Annotated in this window: 18 protein-coding genes; 6 read left to right on the forward strand and 12 right to left on the reverse strand. The window is 71.9% G+C overall.

The features are described 5' to 3' along the window. Positions 1 to 13 precede the first annotated feature (13 nt). Together BLW76_RS02630 and BLW76_RS02635 are read right to left on the reverse strand one after the other, a co-directional pair. Positions 14 to 862 (reverse strand): cytochrome c oxidase assembly protein, encoded by an 849-nt coding sequence (locus BLW76_RS02630; protein ID WP_091304249.1) that lies wholly within the window; start codon positions 860 to 862, stop codon positions 14 to 16. 1 nt (position 863) lies between these two features. Beyond that, positions 864 to 1,793 (reverse strand): undecaprenyl-diphosphate phosphatase, encoded by a 930-nt coding sequence (locus BLW76_RS02635; protein ID WP_091304250.1) that lies wholly within the window; start codon positions 1,791 to 1,793, stop codon positions 864 to 866. A 416-nt stretch (positions 1,794 to 2,209) separates the two neighbouring features. On the opposite strand from BLW76_RS02635, the gene pip reads away from it, so the two are divergent. Further along, a complete protein-coding gene (gene pip, locus BLW76_RS02640) occupies positions 2,210 to 3,154 on the forward strand; it encodes a prolyl aminopeptidase (protein ID WP_091304251.1) in 945 nt (314 codons plus the stop codon). On the opposite strand, the gene BLW76_RS02645 is transcribed toward pip, so the two are convergent. After that, on the reverse strand, positions 3,140 to 3,691 hold the full coding sequence (locus BLW76_RS02645; RefSeq protein ID WP_091304252.1) for a TetR/AcrR family transcriptional regulator: 552 nt from the start codon (positions 3,689 to 3,691) through the stop codon (positions 3,140 to 3,142). The genes pip and BLW76_RS02645 overlap by 15 nt on opposite strands. Before the next feature lie 58 nt (positions 3,692 to 3,749). Here BLW76_RS02645 and BLW76_RS02650 point away from each other — a divergent pair, with 58 nt between their 5' ends. Beyond that, entirely contained in the window at positions 3,750 to 4,529 is a 780-nt protein-coding gene (locus BLW76_RS02650) for an SDR family NAD(P)-dependent oxidoreductase (protein WP_091304253.1), read from the forward strand. Here the strand turns inward: BLW76_RS02650 and BLW76_RS02655 are convergent. The 5 genes from BLW76_RS02655 to BLW76_RS02675 are packed head-to-tail and all read right to left on the reverse strand — an operon-like array spanning position 4,526 to position 9,804. Beyond that, entirely contained in the window at positions 4,526 to 5,314 is a 789-nt protein-coding gene (locus BLW76_RS02655; RefSeq protein ID WP_091304254.1) for an ABC transporter permease, read from the reverse strand. The genes BLW76_RS02650 and BLW76_RS02655 overlap by 4 nt on opposite strands. A gap of 8 nt (positions 5,315 to 5,322) precedes the next feature. Further along, entirely contained in the window at positions 5,323 to 6,153 is an 831-nt protein-coding gene (locus BLW76_RS02660; RefSeq protein ID WP_091304255.1) for an ABC transporter permease, read from the reverse strand. Positions 6,154 to 6,155: 2 nt separating this feature from the next. Further along, positions 6,156 to 7,358, reverse strand: a complete 1,203-nt coding sequence (locus BLW76_RS02665; protein WP_091304256.1) for an ABC transporter substrate-binding protein — start codon at positions 7,356 to 7,358, stop codon at positions 6,156 to 6,158. A gap of 20 nt (positions 7,359 to 7,378) precedes the next feature. Next, positions 7,379 to 8,386, reverse strand: coding sequence for an ABC transporter ATP-binding protein (locus tag BLW76_RS02670; protein WP_244170025.1), 1,008 nt, complete (start codon positions 8,384 to 8,386; stop codon positions 7,379 to 7,381). Beyond that, a complete protein-coding gene (locus BLW76_RS02675; protein ID WP_091304258.1) occupies positions 8,383 to 9,804 on the reverse strand; it encodes a gamma-aminobutyraldehyde dehydrogenase in 1,422 nt (473 codons plus the stop codon). Before BLW76_RS02675 ends, BLW76_RS02670 begins: the two co-directional genes overlap by 4 nt. A gap of 108 nt (positions 9,805 to 9,912) precedes the next feature. Between BLW76_RS02675 and BLW76_RS02680 the strand changes: the two genes are divergently transcribed. Continuing rightward, entirely contained in the window at positions 9,913 to 10,647 is a 735-nt protein-coding gene (locus tag BLW76_RS02680; RefSeq protein ID WP_091304259.1) for a FadR/GntR family transcriptional regulator, read from the forward strand. A gap of 33 nt (positions 10,648 to 10,680) precedes the next feature. Then, a complete protein-coding gene (locus tag BLW76_RS02685; protein WP_091304727.1) occupies positions 10,681 to 11,391 on the forward strand; it encodes a cache domain-containing protein in 711 nt (236 codons plus the stop codon). Here BLW76_RS02685 and BLW76_RS02690 read toward each other — a convergent pair. Both BLW76_RS02690 and BLW76_RS02695 read right to left on the reverse strand, forming a co-directional pair. Next, entirely contained in the window at positions 11,388 to 11,729 is a 342-nt protein-coding gene (locus tag BLW76_RS02690; RefSeq protein WP_091304260.1) for a hypothetical protein, read from the reverse strand. The two genes, BLW76_RS02685 and BLW76_RS02690, sit on opposite strands and share 4 nt — an antisense overlap. A gap of 25 nt (positions 11,730 to 11,754) precedes the next feature. Further along, positions 11,755 to 13,200, reverse strand: coding sequence for a PucR family transcriptional regulator (locus tag BLW76_RS02695; protein WP_091304261.1), 1,446 nt, complete (start codon positions 13,198 to 13,200; stop codon positions 11,755 to 11,757). A gap of 101 nt (positions 13,201 to 13,301) precedes the next feature. Here BLW76_RS02695 and gabT point away from each other — a divergent pair, with 101 nt between their 5' ends. Beyond that, complete coding sequence (gene gabT, locus BLW76_RS02700) at positions 13,302 to 14,657, forward strand: 4-aminobutyrate--2-oxoglutarate transaminase (RefSeq protein WP_091304262.1); 1,356 nt, start codon at positions 13,302 to 13,304, stop codon at positions 14,655 to 14,657. Then, positions 14,654 to 16,081, forward strand: a complete 1,428-nt coding sequence (locus tag BLW76_RS02705; protein ID WP_091304263.1) for an aldehyde dehydrogenase family protein — start codon at positions 14,654 to 14,656, stop codon at positions 16,079 to 16,081. The genes gabT and BLW76_RS02705 overlap by 4 nt, the downstream gene beginning before the upstream one ends. Here the strand turns inward: BLW76_RS02705 and BLW76_RS02710 are convergent. Together BLW76_RS02710 and BLW76_RS02715 are read right to left on the reverse strand one after the other, a co-directional pair. After that, complete coding sequence (locus tag BLW76_RS02710; RefSeq protein WP_091304264.1) at positions 16,078 to 16,731, reverse strand: response regulator; 654 nt, start codon at positions 16,729 to 16,731, stop codon at positions 16,078 to 16,080. The two genes, BLW76_RS02705 and BLW76_RS02710, sit on opposite strands and share 4 nt — an antisense overlap. Then, positions 16,728 to 17,858, reverse strand: coding sequence for a sensor histidine kinase (locus BLW76_RS02715; RefSeq protein WP_208613192.1), 1,131 nt, complete (start codon positions 17,856 to 17,858; stop codon positions 16,728 to 16,730). Before BLW76_RS02715 ends, BLW76_RS02710 begins: the two co-directional genes overlap by 4 nt. Between the last annotated feature and the right edge of the window lie 41 nt (positions 17,859 to 17,899).

The following is a 17,899-nucleotide window of genomic DNA, read 5'->3' on the forward strand; positions in this document are numbered from 1 at the left end:
GTCGGCGGCGGGGTCATCGGCGGCCGAACCGTTCGGCCAGGGCCGGGTCGGATTCCCACCACAGGGCGCCGGCCTCGGCGCCTTCTTCGTCCAGCTGGACGTCGATCTGCTTCGCCCGCCGTTCGTCGTCGCGGGCCCACCGCACGAACAACGCGACGACGAACGGCAGGCCGGCGACGTCGCCGCCGATCCACAGCACGCCCGCGCCGATGATCTGGTCGGTGCGCGGGTCCGGGCCCCAGCCCGGGTGCGCGGCCGCGTAGTGGGCCGGGGCGAGCAGCGGGCCGAGCCACAGCACCAGGCCGAGCGCGCCGTCGAAGACGACCTCGGCGAACGCGATCCACACCGACACCAGGTGCGGGTCCTCGCGCGGCGTCGGGTCGAGGCCGAGGCGCGTCCAGAAGTACGTGAAGCCGGCGCCGACGAGCGCCACCCGGACCAGGCCGTCGACGAGCGGCGAGCGCAGCGTGAGGTCGTAGAGCGGCGTCAGGTAGAGCAGCAGCACCGGCGCGATCAGGACGACGGTGACGACCGGCGGGAACGTCAGCGCGCGGGCGAGCGGGCCGCGGCCGTGCCGCCGCAGCCACGGCGCCTCGACGGTGTCCAGGATCAGCCGGACGGGTGAGCCCAGCGCGAGCAGCAGCGGCGTGATCATCAGCAGGGTGACCGTCTGGACCGCGCGGACCCAGAAGAACATCCGGTCGTACACCGCCAGCGGGGAGCACGTGACGACCAGGATCGTCGCGAGCCCGGCGAGGAACGCCGTCGTGCGGCCCGGGGGCCAGCCGCGGCCGCGGGCCGCGCGGACGTAGAGCGTGCCCAGGACGAGCACGCCGAGCACGGCCGGAGCGTCGAACGTCATCTCAGACCGCGAAGAAGATCAGGCTGCCGATTCCGGCGACCACGCAGTAAATGGCGAACGGGGTCAGAGTGCGCGTTTCGAAGTATCCCGTGAGGAATCGGACAGAAATGTACGAAGCGACGCCGGCGATGACGCTGCCGACGAGCGCGGGACCGAGGGAAGCCTGGTTTTCGGGGGCGAACAGCGTGGGCATCTTGAGCACGCCCGCGGCGAGGATCACCGGGGTGGCGAGCAGGAAGGCGAAGCGGGCCGCGTCCTCGTGGCCCAGCCCGCGGCGCAGGCCGGCGACCATCGTGATGCCCGAGCGGCTGATGCCCGGCAGCAGCGCGAGGATCTGCGCGGCGCCGATCAGCACGGCCTCGCCGACGCGCAGCTTCGCCAGCCGGACGTCGGTCGCCTCCTCGACCGAAACCGCCCGCATGACCAGGGTGTCCTCGGTCGAGAAGTCCACAGTGTCCGCTTCGGCTCCGCCGGGTTTGCGCCGCGAGAACTTCTCGGCGGCGTAGAGGACACCGCCGTTGAGCGCGAGGAAGATCGCCGACGGCACCGGCTTGCCGAGGAAGTCGCGCAGCAGGCTCTCCAGGAGCAGGCCGGCCAGCCCGACCGGGATGGTGGCGAGCACCAGCAGCCAGGCGAGCCGCTGGTCGGGGGTGCGGACTTCGCGATGCCGGATCGACGTCCAGAGGCCGCCGATGATCCGCACCCAGTCCTTGCGGAAGAACAGGACCAGCGCGAGCGCGGTGGCGACGTGCATCGCCACCAGCACCGCGAGGTACGGCGAATCCTTCCCGATGCCCAGGTCGCGCTGCCACGAGCCGCCGAGCCACGCGGGCAGCAGGATGGCGTGGCCGAGACTGGACACCGGAAACAATTCCGACACGCCTTGCAGCGCACCGACGACAATCGCCTCGACATAGGTCACCGCGGACATTCCGTACCTCATTTTCGCAGACCCGTCGAAATACCGAGTCCGAAAGTACCGGCCCTTTCGCAAGGCGCGGGCAAGGGGCTCAGCGTCTCCACAGCTGGCGTTCACATCCATGAACATCAGTCATGTTCTTGACTGGTGTTCGACTTGTGGCTTAGCGTTTAGCCCGTCGCCGCCACGACGAACTTCGCACCCTCGACGAGGAGGATCGAAATGCGTGAGCGGACTGCCCGCTGCGGCTGACGCCCTCGGACCGGGGACCCGCTCAGCCCGGCGGCGGGGGCGGGTCCCCACCTTTCTCGGCCGTCGTCCCGGCGCTCGGCGGCGGGGCGTCGGGGCGATGGCCGAGACCCTACGGCCAAGTGTCACCTCCGTGAGGCAGATCATCGTAGGGTCTCCCATACGGCACAGTGACTCTCATGGACGAGCTCTACCCGCCGATCGCCGCCCGCGCCGAAGGGTTCCTGGAAACCGGCGACGGGCACCGGATCCGGTGCCAGGAGGCAGGCAACCCGGCCGGGAAGCCGGTCGTGGTCCTGCACGGCGGCCCGGGCAGCGGGATCGCCCCGATGGCCCGGCGGCACTTCGACCCCGACGCCTACCGGATCGTCCTGTTCGACCAGCGCGGTTCGGGCCGGTCGACGCCGGACGCGGGCGACCTCACCGCGAACACGCTGTGGCACCTGGTCGCCGACATGGAACTGCTGCGCGAACGGCTCGGCATCGACCGCTGGCAGCTCTTCGGCGGCTCGTGGGGCGCGACGCTCGCCCTCGCCTACGCCGAGACGCACCCCGCGCGCGTCAGCGAGATCATCCTGCGGGGCGTGTTCACCGTGCGGCAGAGCGAACTGGACTGGATCTACCGCGGCGGGGCGGCCCACCTGTTCCCGCGCGAGTGGGAGGCCTTCCTCGCGCCGCTGCCGGAGTCACTGCGGGACGACCCGCTCGCCGGGTACGCCGTGCTGCTCGACGACCCGGCGGAGGAGGTCCGCCACCGCGCGGCGGTCGCGTGGAGCACGTGGGAGGGCGCGACGGTTTCGGTGCTGCCGCAGGAGTCGTTCGTCCGCCAGTACGCCGACCCGGCGTTCGCGCTGCCGTTCGCCCGGCTCGCCGTCCACTACTTCCGGCACGGCGCGTGGCTCGACGAGGGCCAGCTGATCCGGGACGCGGCCAAGCTCGCGGGCATCCCGGGCGTGATCGTCCAGGGCCGTTACGACACGGTGTGCCCGCCGGTCACGGCGTACGAGCTGCACCAGGCGTGGCCGGGGTCGGAGCTGAAGCTGATCGAGGGAGCCGGGCACGCGGTGACCGATCCGGGCGTCCTGGCGGCGCTCCGGGCGGCGACGGACTCATTCCGCGAGTAGGACCGCGAACACCCGCTCCAGCTTGCGCCGCACGACGTCTTCGTCCGCGCGGTTCAGCTCCGTGCTCCCGACCAGCGCGCGCATCAGCCAGAAGCCGGCGATCACGGACAACACCAGCGCCGGGCCAGCCTTCTCCCGGTCCGGGAGCAGGTCGGTCAGGTGCTTCTCGACGTGCCGCTCGATGCCCGCGCGCAGGACCTCCGCGGCCCGCGGGTTGGGGGCCGAGCGGAGGACGAGCAGGAACGGGTCGAGCCGCCCGGCGTCCGGGGCGGTCCGGCGCACGAGCGAGGCCGCAAGGTCCGCGGCGAGGGTCGCCGGGTCGTCGGTGAGCACGGTCCGTTCGGCCATCGCCGCCTCGACGACCTCGGCGAAGAGCCCTTCCTTCGAGCCGAAGTAGCGGTTGACGAGCATCGCCGTGACGCCGGCCGACTCGGCGATTTCGCGCACGCCGACACCGTCGTAGCCGGCCCGGGTGAACGCTTCGAGCGCGGACGCCAGGATCGCTTCCCGGGTCGCGGCGGCGTTGCGGGATCTCATGTATACGAGTGTAGACTTGCCCTAAGTCTACAGGTGTATACCTCCTCGGAAGGTGCTCATGGATCTCGCAATCGCAGGTAAACGCGCGCTCGTCACCGGCTCCAGCGCGGGCCTCGGCGAGGCGATCGCGCGGCTGCTGGCCGCCGAAGGCGCGGCCGTGGTCGTCCACGGCCGGGACGCGGCTCGCACGGAGAAGGTGGCCGAGTCGATCGGCGCGGCCGGCGTCGCACTGGGCGACTTGTCGACCGACGCCGGAGCCGACGCGGTCGCGGAAGCGGCCGGGGACGTCGGCATCCTGGTCAACAACGCCGGCGCGTACGACCACCTGGGGTGGACCGACGCGACGCCGAAGGACTGGACCGCGATGTACGAGGCCAACGTCGTCTCGGCGGTCCGGATGATCCACCGGTTCGTGCCGGCCATGCGCGAACGCGGCTGGGGCCGGGTCGTCCAGATCGGCGGCGGGCTGGCGATCCAGCCCCTGGCCATGCAGCCCCACTACACCGCGACGCTGGCCGCGCGGCACAACCTGGCGGTGTCACTCGCGCGGGACCTCGCCGGCACCGGCGTGACGTCCAACGTCGTCTCCCCCGGCGCGATCCTGGTCGACTCCGTGCGCGAGCTGCTCACGGGCATCGCCCCGGCCCACGGCTGGGGCACGGAGTGGGCGGACATCGAAGCCGCCGCGGCGCGCGACCTCGTCCCGAACGACGTCGGGCGGCTGGGCCGGCCCGAGGAGATCGCGGCCGCGGTCGGCTACCTCGTGAGCCCGGCGGCGGCCTACGTGAGCGGCGCGACGATCCGCGTCGACGGCGGCACGATCCGGTCGGTCCACTAGAGACGCCCACCCGAAGCCGTGTCGCCGGAGAGGCGCTGGGCCAAGTACACCGGGAGCGTCGACGCCACGATCAGCACCGCCGCCACCACGTTCACGATCGGGGCCTGGTTGGGGCGGAACAGGTTGTCGTAGATCCAGATCGGCAGCGTCTCCAGGCCCGTGCCCAGGGTGAACGTCGTCACGATGATCTCGTCGAACGACAGCGCGAACGCCAGCAGGCCGCCCGCCAGCAGTGCCGAGCGCAGCATCGGGAACGTCACCAGCCGGAACGTCGTGAAGCCCGTCGCGCCGAGGTCCATCGACGCCTCCTCGAGGTTGCCGCCCATCCTCCGCAACCGGGCCACCACGTTGTTGAACACCACCACGATGCAGAACGTCGCGTGCGCGATGATCGCCGTCAGCAGGCCGAGGTCGATGCCCAGGATGGTTCTGAACGCGTTGTTCAGCGCGATGCCCGTGACGATCCCCGGCAGCGCGATCGGCAGGATGATCAGCAGCGACACCGGGTTGCGGCCGAAGAACCGGTAGCGCTGCAGGGCGAACGCGGCCATCGTGCCGAGCACCAGCGCGATGGCCGTCGCCGCCAGGCCCGCCTCGACGCTCGTCCGGAGCGCGCGCAACGCGCCTTCGTTCGTCGCCGCGCGGCTCCACCACTCGAGCGTGAAGCGGGACGGTGGCCAGCCGAACGTCGTGTCCGCGTTGAACGAGTTGAGCAGCACCACCAGCAGTGGGAAGTAGATCACCGCCAGGCCGAGGCCCAGCGCCGTCCACAGCAGCCTGCGCACGAGAGCTCCTACAGGTTGTCCAGCGCGCCCGTGCGGCGCACGGCGGCCAGGTACGCGAGCATGATCACGACGGGCACGGTCGCCACCGTCGCCGCGAACGGGAGGTTGCCGGCCGCGCCGATGTTGTCGTAGACGACGTTGCCGAGCATCTGCGACGTGCCGCCGACGATCTTCACCGCGATGTAGTCGCCCAGCGACAACGAGAACGTGAAGATCGAGCCGGCCACGATCGCCGGGAACGTCAGCGGCAGGATCACCGAGCGGAACGTCCTCAGTGGCCGCGCGCCGAGGTCGCCGGACGCGTCCACCAGCGAGTCCGGCAGCCGGTCGAGGCCCGCGTAGATCGGCAGGATCATGTACGGCAGCCACAGGTACGACAGCGTCATGATCGTGGCCGTGACGCCGTAACCGGGCGAAAGCCAGCTCAGGGCGCCGTTGCCGGACAGCATCGAGCGCCACGCGTACGCCTTCACGAGGTAGCTCGCCCACAGCGGCGTCATCACCGCGATGACCAGGATCCGCTGCGCCCGCCGCGATGCCAGCTTCGCCATCGCGTAGGCCATCGGGAAGGCGATGACGGCGTCGATCACCGTCACCAACGCGGCGATCCCGACCGTGCGGAAGGTGATCGTGCGGTACACCGCGTCGGTGAACAGCGTCGTGAAGTTGTCCAGCGACCAGTCGATGACGATCCGGCCGGTGAACGTGTCGGTGCGCCAGAACGCCGTGACGAACAGCGCGGCGAGCGCACCGAGGTAGGCCAGGCCGAGCCACAGCAGCGGGGGCGAGAGCAGGAGCCCCAAGCGCAGCCTGGGCCTCCGGTAGAAGAAGGCGGTCACCCTCAGCCCTTGATCTCGGTCCAGGCGCGCGTCCACTCGCCGTAGTCCTTGCACTTGACGTCCGTGCGGCCGTCGAGGCACTGCGGGATCGGCGTGGTCCAGTAGGCGATCTTCGCCGCGTACGCCGCGTCACCGGCGTGGTAGGTGTCGCAGAGCGTCTTGTCCGTCATCTCCGCGCACGCCTTCGTGTTCGCCGGCGCTTCGCCGAAGTACTCGGCGACCTGGGCGTTGACCTTCGGGCTGATGATGTAGTCGAGCCACTTGTACGCGCACGTCTTGTGCGCCGACTTCGCCGCGACCATCCAGGTGTCCGACCACCCGGTGGCACCTTCGCTCGGCACGGCGGCCTCCAGCGGTGCGCCCTCGCCCTTGGTCAGGTTGACCGTGACCTGCCAGGCGGCGCCGACGACGGCGTCGCCGTTCTTCAGTGCCTGCGACTCCTTGAGGTAGTCCGACCAGTACTCGCTCACCAGCGGCCGTTGCTGCTTGAGCAGGTTCACCGCGGCGGTGAACTGCTTGTCGTCCAAGGCGTACGGGTTCTTGATGCCCAGGTCCGGCTGGTGCGCCATCAGGTACAGGGCGGCGTCGGCGAGGTAGATCGGCGAGTCGTAGGCGATCACCTTGCCCTTGTACGGCGAGTTCGCGTCGAACACCACCGACCACGAGGTCGGCGCCGGCGTCACCTTGTCGGTGCGCCAGGTCAGCAGGTTCGCGCCCCAGCCGTGCGGGATGCCGTAGGAGACGCCGCCGACGCTGTTCCACGACTTGTCCTTGAGGAACGGCTGGACGTCGGCGTAGTTCGGCACCAGCGCGGTGTTCACCGGCTCGGCGTCCCCGGAGGCGACCAGCCGCAGCGACGCGTCCCCCGAGGCGGACACGACGTCGTACTGGCCGGTCTTCATGAGTGTCACGGCCTCGTCGGACGTGCCGAACGGCTTGACGTTCACCTTGCAGCCGGTCTGCTGCTCGAACGGCGTCACCCAGTCGACCTTCGGGTCGTTCGAGCCGTTCTCCGCGTACCCCGGCCAGGCGAGGACGTTCAGCGCGCCTTCCGGCTGGCCCAGCGCCTTCAGCGCCTCCAGCTTCGGCGGCGTGAAGCCCTGCGCGCCAGGCGGGGCGGCGGAGTTCGAGCCGGACGTGCCACATGCAGCCAACAGCAGGCTGGCGCCGAGGAGCCCGGCGAGCCGCGTCTTCCTGTTCTTCATGGCAACCCTTTCGAAGGGAACTACTGGACCTGGAAGCTGTGTTCGTTCCGCCAGCTCAGCCGGACGCGCCCGGCCGACAGGACTCCGTCGGTGTTCTGCCGGACGACCGAGAGCCGGCCCCCGGCGTCGAGCGTGACCGAGTACCGCACGGTCGCCCCGGCGTAGACGACGTCGGTGACCGTGCCGGTCGCGCCGGTGTGCCCGGCCGCGGCGGGTTCGGCCAGGTCGTCGTCGATGCGGATCTTCTCCGGCCGGATGCTGAACAGCCCCGGCCTGCCGAGCACGGCCTCGGCGGCCGGGCCGCCCAGCAGGTTCGACGTCCCGACGAACCCGGCGACGAACGCGCTCGCGGGCCGCTCGTAGACCTCTTCCGGCGGCCCGACCTGCTCGATCCGCCCGTCGTTGAACACCGCGATGCGGTCGCTCATGGTCAGGGCTTCGTCCTGGTCGTGGGTGACGAAGACGAACGTGATGCCGACGTCCCGCTGGATCTGCTTGAGCTCCAGCTGCATCGCCTGCCGCAGCTTGAGGTCGAGCGCGCCCAGCGGTTCGTCCAGCAGCAGCACCTTCGGCCGGTTGACCAGCGCGCGGGCGAGCGCGACGCGCTGGCGCTGGCCGCCCGAGAGCTGCGCGGGCTTGCGGGAGCCGTAGTCGTCGAGCCGTACGGTCTTCAGCGCTTCGAGCGCGCGTTCCCGGCGTTCCCGCTTCGGGACGCGCTTGACGCGCAGGCCGTACTCGACGTTCTGCTGCACGCTCATGTGCGGGAACAGCGCGTAGTCCTGGAACACCGTGTTGACGTCCCGCGCGAACGGCGGGAGCCGGCTCACGTCGTGGCCGTCGAGCTCGATCGTGCCCTCGGTCGGCAGGTCGAACCCGGCGATCAGGCGCAGCACCGTCGTCTTGCCGGAGCCGGACGGGCCGAGCATGGCGAAGAACTCGCCGGGCGGGACGTCGAGGTCGACGCCGTCGACCGCGTGGACGTCGCCGAAGTGCTTGCGCAGCCCGGAAAGCCGGATGGCCGGCCTCACCAGGCGCTCATCACGTGCTTGACGCGCGTGTAGTCCTCGAGGCCGTAGAGCGAGAGGTCCTTGCCGTAGCCGGACTTCTTGAACCCGCCGTGCGGCATCTCGGCGACCAGCGGGATGTGCGTGTTGATCCAGACGCAGCCGAAGTCGAGCTTCGCGGCGACGCGCATCGCCCGCTGGTGGTCGCGGGTCCAGACCGACGACGCGAGGGCGTACTGGACACCGTTCGCGAACTTCAGGGCTTCGGCTTCGCCGGAGAACCGCTGGACGGTGATGACCGGACCGAAGATCTCATTCTGGATCGCCTCGTCGTCCTGCTTCAGGCCGGAGACGACGGTGGCTTCGTAGAAGTACCCTTCCTCGCCGGCCCGGTGTCCTCCACAGTGGACGGTCGCGTGGTCCGGCAGCCGGTCGACGAAGCCGGCCACCTTTGCCAGCTGGTCGGCGTTGTTCAGCGGGCCGTACGCCACATCTTCGTCGTCGGGCCTGCCGGTTCTGGTGTGCTCGGCCTGGCGGGTGAGGGCGGCGACGAAGGTGTCGTGCACGTCGTCGGCGACCAGGACGCGGGTGGCGGCGGTGCAGTCCTGGCCCGCGTTGAAGTACCCGGCGACGGCGATGGCCTCGGCGGCGGCTTCGAGGTCGGCGTCGCCGAAGACGAGGACCGGCGCCTTGCCGCCGAGCTCCAGGTGCACGCGTTTGACGTCGTTGGCGGCGCTGCGGGCGACCTCGATGCCCGCCCGGACCGAGCCGGTGATCGACACCATGGCCGGGATGTCGTGCTCGACCAGCGCGCGGCCGGTGTCGCGGTCGCCGCAGATCACGTTGAACACGCCCGGCGGGAGGAACTCGCCCGCGATCTCGGCGAGCAGGAGCGTCGACGCCGGGGTGGTGTCGGACGGCTTGAGCACGACCGTGTTGCCGGCGGCGAGCGCGGGCGCGATCTTCCAGATGGCCATCAGCAGCGGGTAGTTCCACGGCGTGACCTGCGCGCAGACGCCGACCGGCTCGCGGCGGACGAACGACGTGTGGCCTTCCAGGTACTCCCCCGCGGCGCGGCCTTCGAGCACGCGCGCGGCTCCGGCGAAGAAGCGGACCTGGTCGAGGACCATCGGGATTTCTTCGGCCATGGTCAGCGCGACCGGCTTGCCGGTGTCGGCGGATTCGGTCCTGACCAGGTCTTCGGCGCGGGCTTCGAGGGCGTCGGCGAGCTTGAGCAGGGCGAGCTGGCGCTGGGCGGGGGTGGTTTCCCGCCAGGTCTCGAACGCGGTCGCGGCGACCTGCAGTGCGTTGTCGACGTCTTCGGGCCCGGCGATCGGGGCCGTGCAGTAGGGGCGGCCGGTGACGGGGTCGGCGATCTCCGCCGTCCGGCCGGACTTCGACTCGACGTACGCGCCGCCGACGTAGTGCTTGAGCTCCTGCACGGGTTACTCCTCGGTGCTCACGGGGAGTTAAAACATATGACTCCATATGTAATAGGACAAGGGCATGGGGCAAGATTGGTGCGAACGGGTACCGGCCGGAGGGACACGATGCGCCAGGGCATGTCGCACAGCGCGCGATCCGCCATGTTCGCTCCGCTCGGCCAGGTCGGCCGGGCGGAGGCGGTGGCGGCGCGGCTGGTCGACGCCATCACGCTCGGCCTGCTCGCCGACGCCGAACAGCTGCCCAGCGAGGCCGACCTGGCCGCGCAGTTCGGCGTCTCGACCGTGACGGTCCGGGAAGCCCTGGTGGCCCTGCGGCAGCAGGGGCTGGTCGAGACGCGGCGGGGGCGCAGCGGCGGCAGCTTCGTCCGCGCGCCGGCCGAACCGCCGTCGGACGCCTGGCGCGCGCGGCTGCGCGAGGTGTCGCTGTCGGACCTGCGCGACGTCGGCGACCACTACCTCGCGATAGCCGGGGCCGCCGCCAAGCTCGCCGCCGAGCGCAGCTCGCCCGAGGACATCGCCCGGCTGCGGCTGGCGACCGACGACCTCGGCACGGCCCACGGCATCGGCTTCACCCGGGCGGAGCGGCAGTTCCACCTGGAGGTCGCGGCGGCCGCGCAGTCCCCGCGGCTGACCCACGAAGAAGTCCACCTGCAGAGCGAGCTGGGCGGGCTGCTGTGGCTGCCGCTCGGGCCCGCGGCACCTTCGTGCGCCGAACACGCGGCGATCACCGCGGCGATCGCCGCCGCGGACAGCGAACTGGCCCGCAAGCTCACCGAGGAGCACGTCCTCGGCGCGCTCGACCGGCTCGCGGACGTGCACCTCGACCTGCTCACGTCCTAGACTTCCGCTACTCCGCGCATCGAGGTGAGCACCGTGAACGACACCCGCACGCTGGCCGGCGACGAGGTCGTCGAGCAGGTTTCCGCGTTGGTGGAAGGGGTTTTCGAGCGGCTCAAGCCCCTGCTGGCCGCCGCCGAGTCGGTGCTGGCGGACAGTCCGGCCACGGCCGCGCTGCCCCGGATCCGCCCGCAGGTCACCGAGGCACTGGGCGGGCTGATCGTCGGCGCGGGCTTCGTCGGCGCACCCCGAGTGCTGACGGACGCGGAGTTCGGCTTCGAGTGGTGGACGGGCTCTTCTTCGGAGCCGTCCCAGCTGTTCATCAGCCTCGACCCGGCGAGCGAGAACTTCCTCGACTACACGCGCCAGTCGTGGTTCACGGTCCCCCGCGACACCGGGCGGCGGCACATCAACGGCCCGTACGTGGATTACCTGTGCACCGACGAGTACACGCTGACGTTCACGATCCCGGTGCTGCTCTCGGGTTCGTTCGCGGGTGTCGTGGGCGCCGACGTCTACGTGCGCGAGTTCGAACGCGCGGTGCGGCCGCGGCTGCGTTCGCTCGGGCGCGGGGCGGCGCTGCTCAACGCCCAGGGGCGGGTGATCGTGTCGAACAGCGTCCGGCAGCCGACGGGGTCATTGGTTCGCGAGGCCGACGTCCCGGCGTGGTGGTCGGCGGGGGCGGAGCCGGGGCCGGGCTTGCGCCGCTGCGGGGACTCGCCGATCGTGCTGGTGACCGGCGGTTAAGGGCCGCCCTGCAGCGCGTAGCCCACGAAGCAGCCGGGGCTGTCCCGCACGACAAGCGTCAACGGAGGCGGCTCGGGCACCGGCCGGGTGGTGAACACGGGGTGGCTCGCCCCGAACAACGTGCCCACCTCGCCGACCCGGGTCAGGGCCGTTTCGTCGGCCCCGAAACAGGGTCCGCCGCCGCGGTAGTCCCGGCCGGCGTGGTGGATGCGGGACGGCAGCCCGCCGTCGCCGGGCCGGGCGTAGCCGAAGTGGTCGGCCGTCCACGGCAGGAACGCCGCACCGCCCAGCGCGAGCAGCACGACGACAGCCACGACAGCCGCGCGTTTCCAGGTCACCTCCCGAAGACGCCCGTCGTGGTGCTCAGGTTTGCAGGGCCACCCAAAGTTCGGCGCGGACGCCCGGGGAGTCCAGGTCACGGCCCAGCAGCTCCTGCGCCTTGGTGATCCGGTTCCGCAGCGTGTGCCGGTGGACGCCGAGGCGCGCGGCCGCGACGTCCCAGTGGCCGTGGTGCTCGAGCCAGCAACGCAGGGAATCGACCAGGTCGCCGCGGCCGGTTTCGTCGTGGCGGCGCAGCGGGGCCAGCAGGTTCTCGCCGTAGACGCGGGCCACCTCGGGGTCGATGAGGGACAGCAGGCCGCGGCCGGTGTGCTCGGCCGCGGAGATCAGGAGCTTGCCCCCGGCCTCCGCCGCCTGGGCCGCCAGTTCGGCCTGCTCGAGCCCGGCCGCGAAATCCCCCGGCGCGACCGGCCCCGCCACCCCGCCGTGCAGGCCGCCGATCCGCAGCGCCGCCCCGGCGGCCGGCTCGACCACGCTCGCCGGCCCGAAGACGACCACCGAACCGCCGGATTTCGCCGCGAACAGCTCTCCCTCCAGTGCGCCGAGCAGCTTGCGGCGGGCCGCGGGCGGGCCGAGGAACACCAGCACCGACCACGGTGGTTCCGGCGGCTCCCCGCCGGTCGCGGTCAGCACGCGCAGCGCCAGTTCGGCCTGGCCGCCCACGAGCAGCTCGACCAGCCCGGTCCGCAGCGCCGCCCGGGCCGCCGCCTGCGCGCGATCCTGTTCCAGCGCCAGCGAAAGCACCGAGACCGCGGTGTTGACAATGTGCCGCCCCGCGGTGTCGAGCGGCGCGCCCACCGCGAGCACCCGCCGCGTGCCGGTGTCGAGGGTCTGCAGCACGACTTCCTGCCCGTCGAGCGACACGACCCGAGTGCCGGTGCGAAGCCGCTCCAGCTCTTCGCGCAGCGGCTCGCCGTACGCTCGCGCGCTCGCCGGAGCCGCTTCGGTGACGGTTGTGCGTTCGAAGAGCAGCACCCAGCCGTCGACGAGCTTCGCCAGCTTGCGCAGCACGCCCGCCGGGCCGCCCTTGCCGACGGCCGTGCGGGTCAGCTCCTGCTGGGCGCGGCCGATCCGCACCGTCGCCGCGTACTCGTCGGCCGCCACCGCCCGCGAGACCGCGCGGGTGATCGCGATGAACGGCGTCTTCCGCGGGACCTCCAGCACGGGCAGGCCGACCTCGGCCGCCGTCGCCACGAGGGCCCGCGGGACCTCGGCGTGGCTCAGCCCGACACCGAAGCCGAGCCCGGCGACGCGGGCGGCCACGAGACGGCGCACGTAGGCCGGTGCCGTCTCCTCGTCCAGGGCCAGGCCGGTGGTGAGCAGCAGCTCGCCGCCTTCGAGGAAGGCCTGCGGGTCGGTCAGCTCGGTCGGGTGGACCCAGCCGATCGGGCGGTCGAGGTCGTCGTCGCCGGTCAGCACCCGCAGCCCGAGCGGGCGCTCGGCGGCCAGGCCGGCCAGCGTGAGTGCCATAACGGCCAATTCTACGCGCCGAGTTGTGCAGAATGACCAGCTGACTCGGGGCGGCGCCCCGCTCATCCTGAGGACGTCCACCGACATCCCCAGGAGACGCCGTGACCGCAAGCACCACCGCCGAGCCGCAGGCCCCGGCCCCTCGGCAGCGCAGGCTGCAGACCGAAATCCCCGGCCCGCTCTCGCGGGAACTGCAGCAGCGGCGCACGAACGCCGTCGCCGCCGGGGTCAGCTCGGTGCTGCCCGTCTACGTCACCTCGGCCAGCGGCGGCCTGCTCACCGACGCCGACGGCAACGTGCTGATCGACTTCGGCTCCGGCATCGCGGTGACGAACGTCGGCCACTCCGCGCCCGCCGTCGTCGACCGCGTCCGCAAGCAAGCCTGCTGGTTCACCCACACCTGTTTCATGGTCACGCCGTACGAGGGGTATGTCGAGGTCTGCGAAGCACTGGCCGAGCTGACGCCGGGCGACCACGCGAAGAAGTCGGTGCTGTTCAACTCGGGCGCCGAAGCGGTCGAGAACGCGGTGAAGATCGCGCGCGTGGCGACCGGGCGCCAGGCCGTCGTCGTGTTCGACCACGCCTACCACGGCCGCACCAACCTCACGATGGGCATGACCGCGAAGTCCGTGCCCTACAAGCACGGGTTCGGCCCGTTCGCGCCCGAGGTCTACCGCGTGCCGGGCTCGTACCCGTTCCGCGACGGCCTGTCCGGTCCCGAGGCCGCGGCGCTGGCCATCGACCGGATCGAGAAGCAGATCGGCGGCGACCAGGTCGCCGCGGTGGTGCTGGAGCCGATCCAGGGCGAGGGCGGCTTCATCGAGCCCGCACGCGGCTTCCTGCCCGCGATTGCCGCGTGGTGCCGCGAAAACGGCGTCGTGTACGTCGCCGACGAGGTCCAGACGGGCTTCTGCCGCACCGGTTCGTGGTTCGCGTCCACCGACGAGGACGTGGTACCGGACCTGATCGCGACGGCCAAGGGCATCGCGGGCGGCCTCCCGCTGTCCGCCGTCACCGGCCGCGCTTCGCTCCTCGACGCGGTCCCGCCGGGCGGTCTCGGCGGCACGTACGGGGGCAACCCGATCGCGTGCGCCGCGGCGCTGGGCTCGATCGAGACGATGCAGAACGAGGACCTGGCCGCGTCGGCGAAGCGCATCGAGGGCGCGGTCCTGCCGCGGCTGCGGGCAGTGGCGGCCGAAACCGGCGTGATCGGCGACGTCCGCGGGCGCGGCGCGATGCTGGCCGCGGAGTTCGTCCGCCCCGGCACGTCGGAGCCCGACGCCGACCTGACCAAACGCGTCGCGGCCGCGTGTCACCGCGCCGGCGTGGTGGTGCTGACCTGCGGCACGTACGGCAACGTCGTCCGGCTGCTGCCGCCGCTGTCGCTGGCCGACGACCTGCTCGACGAGGGCCTTTCGGTGCTCGAGTACGCCGTCCGGACGGAGGCCCGCGCATGACGTTCCCGTTCTGGGTCGCCGGGAAGCCGGTGACCGCCGGGGCGACCGCTGTTGTCCGTCACTCGTTCGACGGCTCCGAGGCGGGGTCGCACTTCGTGCCTTCGCCGTCCGACGTCGAGGCGGCGGTGCAGGCGGCGGCCGACGTCGCCGACGAGTTCGCGACGCTGCCCGCGCACGTCCGTGCCGGGGCCTTGGACCACGTGTCCCGTTCGCTGGGTGAGCGGTCCGAAGAGATCGCGGCCTTGATCACGGCGGAGTCGGGCAAGCCGCTGAAGTGGGCGCGCGGCGAGGTGGGGCGCGCGGTGTCGACGTTCCGCTGGGCGGCGGAGGAGGCCCGCCGGTTCTCGGGCGAGCTGCAGCGGCTCGACACGGACCCGGGCGGCACCGGCCGGCTGGCCTTGGTCCGGCGCGTGCCGCGCGGCCCGGTGCTGGGCATCACGCCGTTCAACTTCCCGCTGAACCTGGTGGCGCACAAGGTGGCCCCGGCGATCGCGGTGGGCGCCCCGATCGTGCTCAAGCCCGCGCCGGCGACACCGCTGACGGCGTTGCTGCTGGGCGAAATCCTGGCTTCGGCGGACCTCCCGGCAGGCTCGTGGTCGATCCTGCCGGTGGACAACGAGACGTCGTCGCGGCTGGTCGAGGACCCGCGGCTGCCGGTGGTGTCGTTCACCGGCTCGGTCCCGGTGGGCTGGGCGATCCGCGACCGCGTCCCCCGCAAGCACGTGGCCTTGGAACTGGGCGGCAACGGCGCGGTGCTCGTCTGTCCGGATTGGACGGACCTGGACTTCGCGGCGCAGCGGATCGCGACGTTCGCGATGTACCAGGCGGGGCAGTCGTGCATTTCGGTGCAGCGGGTTTATGCGCACTCGTCGGTTTACGACGAGCTGGCCTCGAAGGTGGTTGCGGAGGTGCGTGCGTTGCGGACCGGGGATCCGCGAGCGGACGGTGTCGACGTCGGCCCGCTGATCAACTCCGATGCCGCCTCGCGGGTTTCGTCCTGGGTTTCCGCTGCGGTTTCGTCCGGCGCGCGGCTGCTGACCGGCGGTGGGCGCTCGGGCGCGACGGTGGAGCCGACGGTGCTGGCGGACGTGCCGGAGGACGCGTCGGTGATGGCCGAGGAGGTGTTCGGGCCGGTGGTCTCGCTGGTGCGGGTTTCTTCGGTGGCCGAAGGTGTTTCGCGGATCAACGCGTCTCGCTTCGGGTTGCAGGCCGGGGTGTTCACGCGTGACGTTCCGACGGCGTTCGAGGTGTCGGCCGCGTTGAAGGTGGGTGGCGTGATCGTCGGCGACGTGCCGAGCTTCCGCGCGGACCAGATGCCCTACGGCGGGGTCAAGGATTCCGGCGTGGGCCGCGAAGGCCCGGCGGCGGCGATGGCGGACTTCACCGAGGAGCGGGTCACGGTCCTGACGGGATTGACGCTCTAGCCACGACCCGGGACGGCGAGGCCGGTTTCGTAGGCGACGATCACCGCCTGGACCCGGTCTCGCAGCCCCAGCTTGCTCAGCAGGTTGCTCACGTGGGTCTTCACCGTGTGCTCGCTGACCACCAGCTCCGCGGCGATCTCCGCGTTCGACAGCCCGCGGGCGATCATCGTCAACGTCTGCCGTTCCCGTGCCGTCAGCTCCGCGAGCCGCTGCGGGGCCGGGGCTGCCGGGCGGGCCGTGTACTGCGCGATCAGCCTGCGGGTCACCGAGGGGGCCAGCAGCGCGTCCCCGGCCGCGACCACCCGGACCGCCTGCACCAGGTCGTCGCGGCGGACGTCCTTGAGCAGGAAGCCGCTCGCGCCCGCCCGCAACGCCTCGTACACGTAGTCGTCCTGGTCGAACGTCGTGAGCATCAGGACCTGGCAGGACGTCGACGCGCAGACGATCTTCGCCGCCTCGATGCCGTCCATCCGGGGCATCCGGATGTCGAGCAGCAGCACGTCCGGCGCGTGGGCGCGGACCGCCTCGACCGCCTCGGCGCCATCGCCCGCCTCCGCGACGACCTCGATGTCCGGCTGCGCGCCGAGGATCATCGCGAAGCCCGCGCGCACCAGGTCCTGGTCGTCCGCGACGACCACCCGCACGGTCATGCCCGCGCCCCGAACCGCACGCGCACCCGGAACCCCGGGCCGTCCGGGCGCGGCCCGGCCGTCACTTCGGCGCCGCACGCGGTGGCGCGTTCGCGGATGCCGATGAGGCCGTGCCCGCCGGTGCCGGTGCCGGGCGTGCCGCGGCCGTCGTCGGTGATCTCGAGGGTCAACGTGCCGTCCTGCCAGTCGAGGCGGACGCCGGCGTGCCGGGCGTCCGCGTGCTTGACGATGTTGGTGAGGGCTTCCTGCGTGATGCGGTACGCGGCGACCTCGGCGTCCGGCGTGAGCTCGCCCGGCTCCCCGGAGACCGAAAAGGTGAAGTCCGTCCCCGCTCCGGACGCGCCCGACACCAGCCGCGGCAGGTCCGCAAGCGTCGGCTGCGGGGCGTGCGGGCCGTCGTCGGTCTTGAGCACGGTGAGCATCCGGCGCAGCTGGGCCATCGCGTCCCGCCCGGACGACGCGATCGCGTCGAAGGCCGCCTCGGCGCGGGCCGGGTCACCGGGCAGCGCCACCGGGCCCGCTTCCGCCTGCACGACCATCAGGCTGACCGCGTGCGACAGGATGTCGTGCATGTCGCGGGCGATCCGGGCGCGTTCCCGTTCCGCCGCCCGCGCTGCTTCGGCGAGGCGCTCGCGCTCCAGCCACTCGGCCCGTTCCCGGGACGCCACCGCGACCCGGCCGATCGCGTAGGCGGCGACGAACAGGATCCCGCTGCGCAACGCCGTTTCCGACGACGCCGTCAGCAGGCTCCCGCCGACCGTGACCACCAGTGCGGCGACCCGCGGCCACGGCGCCGACCGCACGGCGACGGTGTAGAGCGCGATCAGGACGCCGTACCAGACGGGCTGGGCCGGGACGTTCCCGGCGAAGTCGTAGGCCCAGGCGCCCACCAGGCCGCACAGCAGCACCGCGACCGGGAACCGCCGCCGCCACCCCAGGACCGCGGCCGCCGCCAGGACGACGACGACACCCCAGGTGTGCCACGGCCCGCCGGCCGGGTTCACGCGGGAGAAGAACGGCCACAGCCCGGCCACCGCCACGCCCACGGCCAGCGCCACGTCGACCCCCGCGGCGGGCAGCGCGCGCAGGCGGCGGCTCAGCGGCTGGAGAACCGGCGAGGCGGACACAGGACGTGATCCTGCCCGCTCCCCGGTTCCCGGCGCCGACC

It is taken from the genome of Amycolatopsis tolypomycina (assembly GCF_900105945.1).
Classification (GTDB): domain Bacteria; phylum Actinomycetota; class Actinomycetes; order Mycobacteriales; family Pseudonocardiaceae; genus Amycolatopsis; species Amycolatopsis tolypomycina.

Excerpts from the sequence above, each read along its gene's own strand:
- BLW76_RS02650 (WP_091304253.1), top strand. The coding sequence starts at position 3,750 with ATGGATCTCGCAATCGCAGGTAAACGCGCGCTCGTCACCGGCTCCAGC.
- BLW76_RS02665 (WP_091304256.1), bottom strand. The coding sequence starts at position 7,358 with ATGAAGAACAGGAAGACGCGGCTCGCCGGGCTCCTCGGCGCCAGCCTG.
- BLW76_RS02680 (WP_091304259.1), top strand. The coding sequence starts at position 9,913 with ATGCGCCAGGGCATGTCGCACAGCGCGCGATCCGCCATGTTCGCTCCG.
- BLW76_RS02705 (WP_091304263.1), top strand. The coding sequence starts at position 14,654 with ATGACGTTCCCGTTCTGGGTCGCCGGGAAGCCGGTGACCGCCGGGGCG.
- BLW76_RS02645 (WP_091304252.1), bottom strand. The coding sequence starts at position 3,691 with ATGAGATCCCGCAACGCCGCCGCGACCCGGGAAGCGATCCTGGCGTCC.
- pip (WP_091304251.1), top strand. The coding sequence starts at position 2,210 with ATGGACGAGCTCTACCCGCCGATCGCCGCCCGCGCCGAAGGGTTCCTG.
- BLW76_RS02710 (WP_091304264.1), bottom strand. The coding sequence starts at position 16,731 with ATGACCGTGCGGGTGGTCGTCGCGGACGACCAGGACCTGGTGCGCGCG.
- BLW76_RS02695 (WP_091304261.1), bottom strand. The coding sequence starts at position 13,200 with ATGGCACTCACGCTGGCCGGCCTGGCCGCCGAGCGCCCGCTCGGGCTG.
- BLW76_RS02630 (WP_091304249.1), bottom strand. The coding sequence starts at position 862 with ATGACGTTCGACGCTCCGGCCGTGCTCGGCGTGCTCGTCCTGGGCACG.
- BLW76_RS02635 (WP_091304250.1), bottom strand. The coding sequence starts at position 1,793 with ATGTCCGCGGTGACCTATGTCGAGGCGATTGTCGTCGGTGCGCTGCAA.